16 protein-coding genes are annotated in these 13,792 nt (G+C 54.6%); 10 read left to right on the forward strand and 6 right to left on the reverse strand.

Annotated features, from left to right (window positions below; genetic code table 11):
• Window positions 1-32: 32 nt before the first annotated feature.
• The 3 genes from AC1MKH_RS05465 to yajD all read left to right on the forward strand — a co-directional run bounded on the left by AC1MKH_RS05465 (window position 33) and on the right by yajD (window position 1,531).
• Window positions 33-398 carry a VOC family protein gene (locus tag AC1MKH_RS05465; RefSeq protein ID WP_276224726.1) on the forward strand — a complete coding sequence of 122 codons (366 nt, stop codon included), beginning with the start codon at window positions 33-35 and terminating at the stop codon, window positions 396-398.
• Window positions 399-420: 22 nt separating this feature from the next.
• Window positions 421-1,113 (forward strand): helix-turn-helix transcriptional regulator, encoded by a 693-nt coding sequence (locus AC1MKH_RS05470; RefSeq protein ID WP_276224725.1) that lies wholly within the window; start codon window positions 421-423, stop codon window positions 1,111-1,113.
• 70 nt (window positions 1,114-1,183) lie between these two features.
• Window positions 1,184-1,531, forward strand: a complete 348-nt coding sequence (yajD, locus tag AC1MKH_RS05475) for an HNH nuclease YajD (RefSeq protein WP_015965610.1) — start codon at window positions 1,184-1,186, stop codon at window positions 1,529-1,531.
• A 225-nt stretch (window positions 1,532-1,756) separates the two neighbouring features.
• Here yajD and AC1MKH_RS05480 read toward each other — a convergent pair whose 3' ends face one another.
• A complete protein-coding gene (locus tag AC1MKH_RS05480; RefSeq protein ID WP_276224724.1) occupies window positions 1,757-2,611 on the reverse strand; it encodes a nucleoside-specific channel-forming protein Tsx in 855 nt (284 codons plus the stop codon).
• A gap of 279 nt (window positions 2,612-2,890) precedes the next feature.
• Window positions 2,891-3,433, reverse strand: coding sequence for a SadB/YajI family lipoprotein (locus AC1MKH_RS05485; protein ID WP_276224723.1), 543 nt, complete (start codon window positions 3,431-3,433; stop codon window positions 2,891-2,893).
• 153 nt (window positions 3,434-3,586) lie between these two features.
• Between AC1MKH_RS05485 and nrdR the strand changes: the two genes are divergently transcribed.
• The 6 genes from nrdR to pgpA all read left to right on the forward strand — a co-directional run bounded on the left by nrdR (window position 3,587) and on the right by pgpA (window position 7,680).
• Window positions 3,587-4,036: a transcriptional regulator NrdR gene (gene nrdR, locus AC1MKH_RS05490; RefSeq protein WP_108474814.1), complete on the forward strand. Its 450-nt coding sequence runs from the start codon at window positions 3,587-3,589 to the stop codon at window positions 4,034-4,036.
• 3 nt (window positions 4,037-4,039) lie between these two features.
• Entirely contained in the window at window positions 4,040-5,143 is a 1,104-nt protein-coding gene (gene ribD, locus AC1MKH_RS05495) for a bifunctional diaminohydroxyphosphoribosylaminopyrimidine deaminase/5-amino-6-(5-phosphoribosylamino)uracil reductase RibD (protein ID WP_276224722.1), read from the forward strand.
• Window positions 5,144-5,226: 83 nt separating this feature from the next.
• A complete protein-coding gene (gene ribH / locus AC1MKH_RS05500; protein WP_001021161.1) occupies window positions 5,227-5,697 on the forward strand; it encodes a 6,7-dimethyl-8-ribityllumazine synthase in 471 nt (156 codons plus the stop codon).
• Window positions 5,698-5,718: 21 nt separating this feature from the next.
• Window positions 5,719-6,138, forward strand: coding sequence for a transcription antitermination factor NusB (nusB, locus tag AC1MKH_RS05505; protein ID WP_015965605.1), 420 nt, complete (start codon window positions 5,719-5,721; stop codon window positions 6,136-6,138).
• 74 nt (window positions 6,139-6,212) lie between these two features.
• Window positions 6,213-7,184, forward strand: a complete 972-nt coding sequence (gene thiL / locus AC1MKH_RS05510) for a thiamine-phosphate kinase (RefSeq protein WP_276224721.1) — start codon at window positions 6,213-6,215, stop codon at window positions 7,182-7,184.
• Window positions 7,171-7,680 carry a phosphatidylglycerophosphatase A gene (pgpA, locus tag AC1MKH_RS05515; protein ID WP_041686518.1) on the forward strand — a complete coding sequence of 170 codons (510 nt, stop codon included), beginning with the start codon at window positions 7,171-7,173 and terminating at the stop codon, window positions 7,678-7,680. The genes thiL and pgpA overlap by 14 nt, the downstream gene beginning before the upstream one ends.
• An 88-nt stretch (window positions 7,681-7,768) precedes the next feature.
• Here pgpA and AC1MKH_RS05520 read toward each other — a convergent pair whose 3' ends face one another.
• From AC1MKH_RS05520 to xseB, 4 genes are read right to left on the reverse strand one after another with little or no spacing between them, the layout of a single operon-like run.
• Entirely contained in the window at window positions 7,769-8,743 is a 975-nt protein-coding gene (locus AC1MKH_RS05520) for an aldo/keto reductase (RefSeq protein ID WP_276222244.1), read from the reverse strand.
• Window positions 8,744-8,800: 57 nt separating this feature from the next.
• Complete coding sequence (dxs, locus tag AC1MKH_RS05525) at window positions 8,801-10,663, reverse strand: 1-deoxy-D-xylulose-5-phosphate synthase (RefSeq protein WP_276222246.1); 1,863 nt, start codon at window positions 10,661-10,663, stop codon at window positions 8,801-8,803.
• 18 nt (window positions 10,664-10,681) lie between these two features.
• Complete coding sequence (gene ispA / locus AC1MKH_RS05530) at window positions 10,682-11,581, reverse strand: (2E,6E)-farnesyl diphosphate synthase (protein ID WP_276222248.1); 900 nt, start codon at window positions 11,579-11,581, stop codon at window positions 10,682-10,684.
• Window positions 11,582-11,824, reverse strand: a complete 243-nt coding sequence (gene xseB, locus AC1MKH_RS05535) for an exodeoxyribonuclease VII small subunit (RefSeq protein ID WP_108474822.1) — start codon at window positions 11,822-11,824, stop codon at window positions 11,582-11,584.
• A 210-nt stretch (window positions 11,825-12,034) separates the two neighbouring features.
• Here xseB and thiI point away from each other — a divergent pair, with 210 nt between their 5' ends.
• Window positions 12,035-13,483, forward strand: coding sequence for a tRNA uracil 4-sulfurtransferase ThiI (thiI, locus tag AC1MKH_RS05540; protein WP_015965598.1), 1,449 nt, complete (start codon window positions 12,035-12,037; stop codon window positions 13,481-13,483).
• Window positions 13,484-13,792: the final 309 nt, after the last annotated feature.

Consider the following 13,792-nt stretch of genomic DNA (forward strand, 5'->3'; position numbering starts at 1 on the left):
TCCTGAACTTATTCATGATGTCAGGAGGATGTATGAAAAACGTGGTTAATTGGTTTGAAATTCCCGTTACAAATATGGAAAGGGCAATTGCATTTTATGAACGGGTAATGCAAGTGTCGTTACGGCGAGAAGTTATGGACAGTGCAGATATGGCTATTTTTCCCTACGATGATCCTGCGACGGGCGGAGCATTAGCAAAATTTGAAGGTATGGCACCTTCGCTTCAGGGAACGCTGATTTATCTCCATACAGATGATCTTATAGCATCACTTAAGCGTGTTGCTTCCGCAGGAGGGGCCTGTGTTTTCGGTCCCGTTGAGCCTGGTGACGATATCGGTACTATTGCCCTGTTCACAGATAGTGAAGGTAATCGTGTAGGTTTACATCAACCGGCGTAAGCCACAACGATTTGGAATTCATATGACTCGACGCGCCGACCGTCTTTTTCAGATAGTGCAGATCCTGCGAGGTCGACGACTGACGACGGCGGCGCTATTAGCAGAGCGTCTTGAAGTCTCTGAACGCACAATCTACCGAGATATCCGTGACCTCTCATTGTCAGGCGTTCCGGTCGAAGGGGAGGCAGGAAGCGGTTATCGCCTGATGTCCGGTTTCGATCTCCCGCCTTTAATGCTTACTCAGCCTGAATCTGAAGCGTTGATTGTGGCAATTCGCCTTCTGAAAACCTGGGGCGGCGATTCTATTGCTCGGTCACTGGAGTCGGCGCAGGAAAAGGTACTGGCGATTTTACCGGATGAAAGCCGCCGTAAGGCCGAGCAGGCGAGGATTTTTGCGCCTGATTTTGGTACTCAGGCTCATTCACGTAGTGTCTTTGATCTCATCCATCGGGCCGTTTCGACGCAACGCGTACTGGCATTGCACTACCGCGATGAGGCGGGGCATCTTTCCTGGCGAAATGTGCAGCCACTGGGAATTTTTTTTGGAGGCGAGCACTGGATAGTGGTTGCATGGTGTGAGCGAAGGGTGGATTACCGTTGTTTCCGTCTTGATCGATGTCTGCAAGTTACCGCGCTTGAGCGGCATTTTATTGAAGCAGCAGATCGCTCGCTAAGTGATTTTTTGCGTAAAGTTCAAAATGAAGAGAAGGTGTAAAACGGAGATTGCTAAAAGGCTGTCTTCGCGGGAAACTGTCCAAAACCTTTAATTTCATTACCGAGCAATTATGGCCATCATCCCTAAAAACTACGCGCGGCTGGAAAGCGGCTATCGCGAAAAAGCACTGAAACTGTTTCCGTGGGTCTGCGGGCGTTGCTCGCGCGAGTTTGTTTACTCGAACCTGCGTGAGTTAACGGTTCACCATATGGATCACGACCACACCAATAACCCGGAAGATGGCAGCAACTGGGAGCTATTATGCCTGTTCTGTCACGATCACGAGCACTCGAAATATACCGAAGCGGATCAATACGGTTCGACGGTGATTGCCGGGGAAGACGCGCAGAAAGACGTGGGCGAGGCTAAGTACAATCCCTTTGCCGATTTGAAAGCGATGATGGATAAGAAGAAGTAACAAAAAAGCACCGACGTTGAGAACGTGCGGTGCTTCAGATTGCTGACAACGTGCGCGTTGTTCTTGCCGGATGCGGCGTAAACGCCTTATCCGGCCTACAAAATATTGCAAATTCAATATATTGCAGTAACGTTGTAGGCCTGATAAGCGCAGCGCATCAGGCAATGTTGCATTTGTTACCAGTCTCAAGCACCGACGTTGAGAACGTTCGGTGCTTTTTTCTGATTAGAAGTTGTAACCCGCCACCAGATACCAGCCGAAGCCGTTGGATTTAATCGGCTCAGCCTGCCATACCGGCTCGTCGCCATCTTTCCACTGACCACCGTTATGGAAGTAACGCGCGACCACAGAGTAGTGCCAGTGATCGTAGTTCAGCGCCAGAATGTGGCTGGACGCGATAGAGTTGCTGGTGCGGTACTGATCGTCGCCCAGGTCTGAACCCCAGTCGAAGTTGGTGAAGCCGATGTAGCTCAGCTTACCGCCCCACAGGTCAGTAATCGGCACGAAGTATTTGATTTTGAAACGATAGCCATCCCACTCGTTTTCGTTGGATGCGCCATAGTTCTGCCACTGATACTTGGCATAGACGTTCAGAGACAGCCCCATCGGCAGGCCGGTATCAATATCGGTACCCAGACCCATATACCAGGTGCTCTGACGGCCTTCGCTGTTGCGGCCCATATCGTAGATATAGTTGTTCGCGAAGTACCACTCTTTGAACGGACCAAAGCTCAGGTCAGTATTGGTCAGCTTGTCGATAGAGAAACGCGGCTCGATTTCCATAAACAGCGGGGAACCGTGGTTCCAGATCCCGCGGGAGTTGCTGTCGCCACCGAAGAAACGCGGCGCATCGACGTAACCGTAGAAATCAAACCAGTCTTTCTTGGCGAACGCTTCATATTCCAGATAGGTGTCGTTACGCAGCGTCGGCCCGAAACGGGTGTGGTAGCTGCCTACCACGTTGACACTCTGATGCCACCAGTCGGAAAGATATTGCGGTTTGTCATTTTCTGCTGCACCGGCAGTGAAAGACGCGGAGAGTGCTACTAAAGCACCGGCTGCTAATAATGTTTTTTTCATATGTTTGCCACTGATAAAAAATCCCTAACGGGAATGAAAGTAAGCGTCGAAGCTTTACAAAATGTTTCGTATTTCTGCGTGCCTATTATAAGAATCATTGCTCACAAAAATCAGTTACGGGTCACACATTTTTCATATACGTAATCGATTGCGTTCACGTTTGCGTAGATTGAACGGCGGCGATTGTACCTGCCATATCAATGATTGCCAATCTTCAGCAAAAAGAGATGAATGGATGGGGGGGAATTTGCGCCAGAGATGTCTGGCGCGAAGTCGCGTTTACTGTGCGGTGGCTGGCTGAATATCGTGAACGCGGACAAAACCGAGTTGATCCGGCGTGATGCCGTTCAGCTGTAGCGGAATATCGACATCGCTGGGCGCGAGAATACTGGCTGGCGCGTTAATGAGCTGATTCTGCACGTTAACTTCCTGAAAGTTATCGGTAGTGCCCTGAATCTGACCGTATTCTACGGTGCCGCTAAACGCCGGTAACGCATCGTTAGACTCGCCCTGAATACGCAGCGTCACCGCCGTACCCTGTGAATTTGGCGCGATGTTGCGCAAAGACAGGCGCAGCGTGCCTATCTGGCTCTTCAGCAGCGCAGGCGTATTGGAACCGGGGATGATGTAGGCGCCGCTGGCAGATTTCGCATTCAGCGCGTTCTGCTGGCTGATCTTCACCGTTTCTTTGTTCAGTTTGGTCATTTCCTGATTGAGCGTACTGATACTTTCGTGCATCTGACGAACCTCGGCTTGCTGTGCGCAGGCGGTCAGGCTAAAGAGGCTTCCCAGTACGGCAATTCTTAGGTAACGTCTTGTCATTATGTCTGTTTCCTTATGGTCGGGATCACGTAATGGTAGATCGCAAAAGGGATTCTGGCATCGATCCATTGTCTCAAAAACGCTCTTCCTTTGTTGTCGAGCCATATCAGGGTAAAATAGGTTTCAGTTACCACCTCATAGTCAGGACGATGTATGCACTGCCCATTCTGTCTCGCCGTAGATACCAAAGTGATCGACTCTCGTCTGGTTGGCGAGGGCTCCTCCGTCCGCCGCCGTCGGCAATGCCTGGTTTGCAACGAACGTTTCACCACGTTTGAAGTGGCTGAACTGGTGATGCCGCGCGTCGTAAAAAGCAATGATGTGCGCGAACCGTTCAACGAAGACAAGCTGCGTAGCGGCATGCTGAAAGCGCTGGAAAAGCGTCCCGTCAGTGCGGATGACGTCGAAATGGCGATTAATCACATTAAATCGCACCTGCGTGCCACCGGGGAACGTGAAGTGCCAAGCAAACTGCTGGGTAACCTGGTGATGGAACAGCTGAAAAAGCTCGATAAAGTGGCCTATATCCGCTTTGCGTCGGTTTATCGCAGCTTCGAAGATATTAAAGAATTCGGCGAAGAGATCGCTCGTCTACAGGACTAAGCTATGCACGACGAAATGTACATGGCGCGCGCGCTGAAACTTGCCGCGCGTGGTCGCTTCACCACTCATCCTAACCCGCGTGTCGGCTGCGTCATTGTCAATCAGGGCGAAATCGTCGGCGAAGGTTTTCACTACCGGGCCGGTGAGCCGCACGCGGAAGTTCATGCGTTGCGTATGGCTGGTGAAAAAGCCAAAGGCGCGACGGCGTACGTGACGCTTGAACCCTGTAGTCATCATGGTCGCACGCCGCCTTGCTGCGACGCGCTGATTGCCGCAGGTGTTTCCCGCGTGGTGGCCGCCATGCAGGACCCCAATCCCCAGGTGGCCGGACGCGGGCTTTATCGCCTGCAACAGGCGGGTATTGAGGTCAGCCACGGCCTGATGATGAGCGAAGCGGAAGCGCTGAACAAAGGTTTCCTGAAACGCATGCGTACAGGCTTCCCGTATGTTCAGCTGAAACTTGGCGCGTCGCTGGACGGGCGTACGGCGATGGCGAGCGGCGAAAGCCAGTGGATTACCTCCCCGCAGGCGCGTCGCGATGTGCAGCGTCTGCGCGCAGAGAGCCACGCAATTCTCACCAGCAGCGCCACGGTGCTGGCCGACGACCCGGCGTTAACCGTGCGCTGGAACGAACTGAGCGCGGAGACTCAGGCGCTTTATGCCGAGGAAAACCTGCGCCAGCCGGTGCGTATTGTGGTCGATAGCCAGAACCGCGTCACGCCGGAGCACCGCATCGTTCAGCAGCCAGGCGAAACCTGGTTTGCCCGCACCCAAAGCGATGAGCGCAGCTGGCCAGAGAGTGTAAAATCGATTACTACGCCGGAACATAATGGGCATGTTGATCTGGTTTTACTGATGATGCAGCTTGGCAAACAGCAGATTAACAGCATCTGGGTGGAGGCCGGGCCGACGCTTGCTGGTGCGCTGATTCAGGCGGGTGTCGTTGATGAGCTTATTGTCTACGTAGCGCCTAAACTATTAGGCAGCGATGCGCGCGGATTATGTGTTCTGCCGGGGCTTGAGAAACTGGCCGACGCCCCCCATTTCAAATTCAACGAGATACGCCATGTAGGCCCGGATATTTGCCTGCATTTGACGAACGCGTAATGCCTCCTGAAAAGGGAAGCAGCGCACAGAATATTATGATAAAATCCGCCCCCCTGCGGGGCAAATGAACCCAAAGGAAGAGTATGAACATTATTGAAGCTAACGTTGCTACCCCGGACGCTCGCGTCGCCATCACCATTGCGCGTTTCAACAACTTTATCAACGACAGCCTGCTGGAAGGTGCGATTGACGCCCTGAAACGCATCGGTCAGGTCAAAGATGAAAACATTACCGTTGTTTGGGTGCCTGGCGCTTATGAACTGCCACTGGCGGCTGGCGCGCTGGCGAAAACCGGTAAATATGACGCGGTGATTGCGCTGGGTACGGTTATCCGTGGCGGTACTGCGCACTTCGAATATGTCGCTGGCGGGGCAAGCAATGGCCTGGCGCACGTCGCTCAGGACAGCGAAATCCCGGTAGCCTTTGGTGTTCTCACCACTGAAAGTATTGAACAAGCCATCGAACGCGCTGGCACCAAAGCCGGTAACAAAGGTGCAGAAGCTGCACTGACCGCGCTTGAAATGATCAACGTATTGAAAGCCATTAAGGCCTGATTTTTTTGTAAGGGGAATTCCGTGAAACCTGCTGCTCGTCGCCGCGCCCGTGAGTGTGCCGTTCAGGCGCTTTACTCCTGGCAGTTGTCCCAGAACGACATCGCCGATGTTGAATACCAGTTCCTGGCGGAACAGGACGTCAAAGATGTAGACGTAATGTACTTCCGTGAACTGCTGTCCGGGGTGGCGACTAACAGCGCGTACCTCGATGGATTGATGAAACCTTACCTGTCTCGTCTGCTCGAAGAGCTGGGTCAGGTGGAAAAAGCGGTGCTGCGTATCGCGCTGTTCGAGCTGTCCAAACGTGATGATGTGCCGTATAAAGTGGCCATCAACGAAGCTATCGAACTGGCAAAAACCTTTGGCGCTGAAGACAGCCACAAGTTTGTCAACGGCGTGCTGGATAAAGCAGCTCCTGCAATCCGCCCCAAGAAAAAGTAATCTGCAGGCCGGTGCGAGTGTGGTTTTTGCCGCATTCCCCGGCCTTGTTTTATTCTTCTGCAGAGGCATAACGTATGGCATGCGGCGAATTTTCCCTGATTGCCCGTTATTTTGACCGCGTAAAAAGCGCCCGCTTTGATGTTGAAACCGGAATCGGCGACGACTGCGCGTTGCTCAATATTCCCGAAAAACAGACCCTGGCAATCAGCACCGACACTTTAGTGTCCGGCATTCATTTTCTTCCTGATATCGACCCCGCCGATCTGGCGTATAAAGCGCTGGCAGTGAACGTCAGCGATCTCGCGGCGATGGGCGCAGACCCGGCATGGCTGACGCTTGCCCTGACGCTGCCGTCGGTGGATGAAAGCTGGCTTAAAGCGTTCAGCGATAGTCTGTTTGAACAACTTGATTACTACGATATGCAATTGATTGGCGGCGACACGACGAAAGGTCCGCTTTCCATGACGCTGGGTATTCACGGCTATGTCCCCGTCGGCAGGGCGCTGAAGCGCTCGGGCGCAAAACCGGGTGACTGGATTTACGTCACCGGTACGCCGGGGGATAGCGCTGCCGGGCTGGCGATTCTACAGAACCGCCTGACGGTGAGCGATGAAACGGATAACGCGTATCTGGTTAAACGCCACCTGCGCCCAACGCCGCGCATTCTGCAAGGGCAGGCGCTGCGCGACCTTGCCAGTTCGGCGATCGATCTTTCCGACGGTCTGGTTTCCGACCTCGGCCATATTCTGAAAGCCAGCGAATGCGGCGCGCGAATCGACCTGGATGCACTCCCTTATTCTGAGGCGATGCAGCGTCATGTTGACGGCGAACAGGCGATGCGCTGGGCGCTTTCAGGCGGAGAAGATTACGAACTGTGCTTCACCGTACCGGAACTTAACCGTGGCGCGCTGGACGTGGCGTTAGGCCATCTTGGCGTGCCGTTTACCTGCATCGGCCAGATGAGCGCTGACGTAGACGGAATGCATTTTCAACGCGGCGGCGACGTCGTGACGTTCGACTATAAGGGATTCGATCACTTTGGCTAGCAAAGACGTGGCGAAAAGCCGTCTCAATTTACGCAACCCCTGGCACCTGCTGGCGGTCGGTTTCGGTAGCGGCTTAAGCCCGATTGTGCCGGGGACAATGGGCTCGCTGGCTGCGATTCCCTTCTGGTATCTGATGACCTTCCTGCCGTGGCAGCTCTATTCGCTGGTGGTGATGCTCAGTATTTGTATCGGCGTGTATTTGTGTCACCAGACGGCAAAAGACATGGGCGTCCATGACCACGGCAGCATCGTGTGGGATGAGTTCGTCGGCATGTGGATTACGTTGATGGCGCTGCCGACGATGGACTGGCAATGGGTTGCCGCCGGGTTTGTGATTTTCCGTATTCTCGATATGTGGAAACCGTGGCCGATTCGCTGGTTCGACCGCAACGTTCACGGCGGCATGGGGATTATGGTTGATGACATCGTCGCCGGGGTGATTTCGGCGGGGATACTGTATTTTATCGGGCATCATTGGCCGATTGGAATAATGTAGCGTGCTGTTTGCCGGATGGCGCTTCGCTTATCCGGCCTACAACCATCACCGTAGGCCGGATAAGCGAAGCGCCATCCGGCACGACTCCTTACTTAAACCCTACCACCGGATGCGGCTGATACGGCGTTTCCAGCTCCGCAATCTGTTCCGGCTCCAGCGTTAAATCCACCGCGTTCAACAACTCATCTAGCTGCTCTTCCCGCGATGTGCCGATAATCGGTGCCGCCACCCCCGGTTTGCTCAACAGCCACGCCAGCGCCGTCTGCGCGCGGGTAGCGCCAAGGTCTTCCGCCACGTGCGCCAGCCGGTCGGCAATTTGCGCATCGTTCGCCTCGGTGGTGCTGTAGAGCGTGTTACCAAACTCATCGGACACCAGACGCGCCGTGGTTTCTCCCCACGGACGTGTTAAGCGTCCACGCGCCAGCGGACTCCAGGGGATCACCGCGACGCCTTCGCGGCTGCACAGTGGCAGCATTTCATTCTCTTCTTCACGATAAATCAGATTGTAGTGATCCTGCATGGTGACAAACGGCGCCCAGCCGTGCTGTTTTTGCAGCGCCAGCGCATGGGCAAACTGGCGTGCGTGCATCGAGGACGCGCCGATATAACGTGCTTTCCCCGCTTTCACCACATCGTTTAACGCTTCCAGCGTCTCTTCAATCGGCGTGCTGTAATCCCAGCGGTGAATTTGCAGCAGGTCGACGTACTCCATCCCCAGGCGTTTCAGGCTGTCATCGATGGAGCGTAGAATTTGCGCGCGGGAAAGTCCTTCCGCCAGGTCGCCGACCTGATGATAAACCTTGGTGGCAACCACGACGTCTTCACGACGGGCAAAATCTCGCAGGGCGCGGCCTGTTATCTCTTCGCTGCTGCCGTCGGAATAGCTGTTGGCGGTGTCGAAAAAATTAATGCCGCCTTCAAGGGCGCGCTGGATGATAGGGCGGCTGCTCTCTTCGGGTAAGGTCCAGGCGTGTTTGCCCCGATCCGGTTCGCCAAAGGTCATGCAGCCCAGGCAAAGACGGGAAACCCGAAGGTCGGTGTGTCCTAAGAGATTGTATTGCATGGTTCCGCTCCTGCTTTTAAGGTTTACCTTTAAGCATAGCAGGAGCGGAGAGGGGAGTTATGCCAGCCAGCTCGCGATTTTCGCTTCGATGCCTGCCGCGTCAAGACCGAGGTCGGCGCGGATCTCTTCCTGAGTGCCCTGCGGAATGAAGAAGTCCGGCAGGCCAAGGTTCAGCACCGGCACCGGTTTACGGTGCGCCATCAGCACGTCGTTCACGCCGCTGCCCGCGCCGCCCATAATGGCGTTCTCTTCCAGGGTGACCAGCACGTCGTGCTGCGCTGCCATTTCAAGAATCAGGCTTTCATCAAGCGGTTTCACAAAACGCATATCCACCAGTGTGGCGTTGAGTTTCTCGGCGACCGCTGCGGCTTCAGGTAACAGCGTACCGAAGTTCAGAATGGCGATTTTCTCACCCTGACGTTTCATCACGCCTTTGCCCAGCGGCAGTTTCTCCAGCGGCTGAAGTTCCGCGCCAGTGCCACAGCCGCGCGGGTAGCGCACCGCGCTTGGGCCGTCGTTGTAGTGATAGCCGGTGAACAGCATCTGGCGGCATTCGTTTTCATCGCTCGGCGTCATGATGACCATTTCCGGGATGCAGCGCAGGAACGAGAGGTCAAACGCGCCCTGATGCGTCTGCCCGTCAGCGCCGACAATCCCCGCACGGTCGATGGCGAACATCACCGGCAGTTTCTGGATAGCCACATCGTGGATAACCTGGTCGTAGGCGCGTTGCAGGAAGGTGGAGTAAATCGCCACAATCGGTTTGTTCCCGCCAATCGCCAGGCCGGCGGCGAAGGTCACCGCGTGCTGTTCGGCGATTGCCACGTCAAAGTACTGGTCAGGGAATTTTTTCGAAAATTCGACCATGCCGGAGCCTTCACGCATTGCAGGCGTAACCGCCATTAATTTGCTGTCTTTAGCCGCCGTTTCGCACAGCCAGTCGCCGAAAATTTTGGAATAAGAGGGCAGACCGCCGCTGCTTTTCGGCAATTTTCCGCTGGTATGGTCAAATTTCGGCACCGCATGGAACGTAATAGGGTCTTTTTCAGCGGGCTCGTAGCCGCGTCCTTTTTTGGTCATGATGTGCAGGAACTGCGGGCCTTTCAGGTCGCGCATGTTTTTCAGCGTATTCACCAGACCCAGCACATCGTGGCCGTCCACCGGGCCGATGTAGTTAAAGCCCAGCTCTTCAAACAGCGTGCCGGGTACCACCATGCCTTTGATATGTTCTTCAGTGCGCTTGAGCAGTTCTTTAATCGGCGGTACGCCGGAGAACACTTTTTTGCCGCCTTCGCGCAGAGAAGAGTAGAGCTTGCCGGAAAGCAGTTGCGCCAGATGGTTGTTCAGCGCGCCGACGTTCTCGGAAATCGACATCTCGTTGTCGTTCAGCACGACCAGCATGTCTGGTTTGATATCGCCCGCGTGGTTCATCGCTTCAAACGCCATGCCAGCGGTAATTGCGCCATCACCAATGACGCAAACCGTGCGACGCTGCTTCTCTTCACGCGCGGCGGCAACGGCGATGCCAATCCCGGCAGAAATAGAGGTAGAGGAGTGGCCGACGCTTAATACGTCATACTCACTCTCGCCGCGCCACGGGAACGGGTGCAGGCCGCCTTTCTGGCGAATGGTGTCAATCTTGTCGCGGCGTCCGGTCAGGATTTTATGCGGATAGGCCTGATGACCCACGTCCCAAATCAGCTGATCGAACGGCGTATTGTAGACATAGTGCAGCGCCACGGTGAGCTCCACCGTGCCAAGCCCGGAGGCGAAGTGTCCGCTGGAACGGCTCACGCTGTCGAGCAGATAACGACGCAGTTCATCGCACAGCTTCGGCAGGCTCTCTTTTGGCAGCAGGCGCAACTCCTGAGTGGAATCGACCAACGCCAGGGTCGGGTATTTGGCAATATCAAAACTCATCAGAGACTCATTTATTGTTTATTTGTCGCGCAGGATGATGTAGTTCGCCAGCGCTTCCAGTGCAGTCGTATCCAGTGACTGTGCGGCCAGTTCAGTTAACGACTGACGGGCCTCTTCAATCAGGTCACGGGCTTTAGTGCGGGCTTGCTCAAGGCCCAGCAGTGCGGGATAGGTGCTTTTGCCTAATTGCTGATCGGCACCCTGGCGCTTTCCGAGGGTCGCAGTATCGCCCACCACATCCAGAATGTCATCCTGAACCTGGAATGCGAGGCCGATACATTCAGCGTACTTATCCAGCAGTGGCAGGGCGCTGCGGCCTTTCTCGCCCGCGCTCAATGCGCCTAAGCGCACAGCGGCGCGAATCAACGCACCGGTTTTATGACGGTGAATACGCTCAAGCGCTGCCAGATCAACATGCTTACCCTCTGCATCGAGATCCAGCGCCTGACCGCCGCACATTCCGGCGACGCCGCTGGCCTGTGCCAGCTCAGAAACCATCGCCAGACGATCGCGGTCCGACACGTTGGTCATCGGCGCATCACTCAGTATAGAAAACGCCAGCGTTTGCAGGGCATCGCCGGCCAGAATTGCATTCGCTTCGCCAAATTTAATGTGGCAGGTCGGTTGGCCGCGACGCAGATCGTCATCGTCCATCGCCGGAAGATCGTCATGCATCAGCGAATAGGCATGAATGCACTCGACGGCGGCTGCGGGGGCGTCCAGCGTGAGCTGATCGACGCCAAACATTTTCCCGGTCGCGTACACCAGGAACGGGCGCAGGCGTTTACCGCCTAATAATGCGCCATACTGCATCGCTTCAACCAGCGGAGTGTTCTGAAAGGGCTGAGGCTCAATAAAACGCCGCAACGCGCTGTTGGCGTGTTCGACGCAGGCATTTAACTGCTGCGAAAAATCCATTTATTCATTGTCCGGCGTAAAAGGAGTCAGAGAGGCGTTATCGTTATCTGCCAGCAGGATCTGCACGCGTTGTTCCGCCTGTTGCAGTTTGGCCTGCCCCTGACGCGCAAGCTGTACGCCGCGCTCGAATTCGTTCAGTGCCTCTTCCAGCGGAAGATCGCCGCTTTCGAGACGATTAACGATCTGTTCCAGTTCGGTGAGTGCAGTTTCGAAACTGGCCGGGGCTTCATTTTTCTTTGGCATAGTGAATGATCAGCTCTTTTTATATCGCGATGGCGACTATGGTAGCCCAGTCGCGTCCTGAATCAAATAACACACAATGGTATATGGGAAAGCGCGCAGCTTAACCTCGAAGATGGTATACTCCGCGACCTGGATGCAGGTACCCCGGTGCGCTGCAGTACAAATTTTACCTACAGCCCGCATCGGGCTTGCCAACGAACCATTGCCGCCATGAAGTTTATCATTAAATTGTTCCCGGAAATCACCATCAAAAGCCAATCTGTGCGGTTGCGCTTTATTAAAATTTTAACCGGGAACATTCGTAACGTTCTAAAGCATTATGACGAGACGCTTGCCGTTGTTCGTCACTGGGATCACATCGAAGTCCGCGCGAAAGATGAAAATCAACGCCTGGATATCCGTGACGCTCTGACCCGTATTCCGGGCATCCACCATATTCTTGAAGTTGAAGATGTGCCGTTCACCTCGCTGCATGACATCTTTGAAAAAGCGCTGGTGCAGTACCGCGATCAAATTGAAGGTAAAACCTTCTGCGTGCGCGTGAAACGTCGTGGTAAACACGAATTCACCTCGATTGAGATCGAACGCTACGTCGGCGGCGGCCTGAATCAGCACGTTGAATCGGCGAAAGTGAAGCTGACCAACCCGGACGTCACCGTTAACCTGGAAATAGAAAACGATCGCCTGCTGCTGGTGAAAGGCCGTTATGAAGGTATCGGCGGTTTCCCGATCGGTACCCAGGAAGATGTGCTGTCGCTGATTTCCGGCGGCTTCGACTCCGGCGTTTCCAGCTACATGCTGATGCGTCGCGGCTGTCGCGTCCATTACTGCTTCTTTAACCTTGGCGGTGCGGCGCATGAAATCGGCGTTCGTCAGGTGGCGCATTACCTGTGGAACCGCTTCGGCAGCTCCCACCGTGTGCGTTTTGTCGCCATTAACTTCGAACCGGTGGTTGGTGAAATCCTCGAAAAAATCGACGATGGCCAGATGGGCGTAGTACTGAAACGCATGATGGTCCGTGCGGCGTCGAAAGTGGCTGAACGCTACGGCGTACAGGCGCTGGTCACCGGTGAAGCACTGGGCCAGGTTTCCAGCCAGACGCTGACCAACCTGCGTTTGATTGATAATGTTTCCGATACGTTGATTCTGCGCCCGCTGATCTCCCACGATAAAGAGCACATCATCAATCTGGCGCGTGAAATCGGTACCGAAGACTTTGCGCGTACCATGCCGGAATATTGCGGCGTGATCTCGAAAAGCCCGACGATCAAAGCGGTGAAGGCGAAAATCGAAGCGGAAGAAGAGCACTTCGATTTCAGCATTCTCGATGACGTGGTGGCGAATGCCAACAACCTCGACATCCGTGAAATTGCGCAGCAGACCGAGCAGGCAGTGGTGGAAGTCGAAACCGTCAGCGGTTTTGGCGACAACGATGTGATTCTGGATATTCGTTCCGTTGATGAGCAGGATGACAAACCGCTGAAAGTGGAAGGCGTGGAAATTGCTTCTCTGCCGTTCTACAAGCTGAGCACCCAGTTCGGCAACCTCGACCAGAGCAAAAACTACCTGCTGTGGTGCGAGCGCGGCGTAATGAGCCGCCTGCAGGCGCTTTACCTGCGCGAGCAGGGCTTTGCCAATGTGAAGGTCTATCGCCCGTAAGTGCATGGTTATTGCTGAAGAAAAAACCTCGCGATGCGAGGTTGAGATTGATAACAAACGCAACATTGCCTGATGCGCTACGCTTATCAGGCCTACAAGTTTTCTGCAACATATTGAATTTGCGGTGTTTTGTAGGCCGGATAAGGCGTTTACGCCGCATCCGGCAAGAACAGCGCGCACTTTGTCAGCAATCTGAAACCTCGCGATGCGAGGTTTTTTTATGGCTGCGGTTTGGGAGTGTCGGATGGCGGCTGCGCCTTATCCGACCTACAAGATACCCAGGCTACCCGGTAGGCCCGATAAGCGCAG

The sequence above is a fragment of the Pseudocitrobacter sp. CD920760 genome (assembly GCF_057782505.1).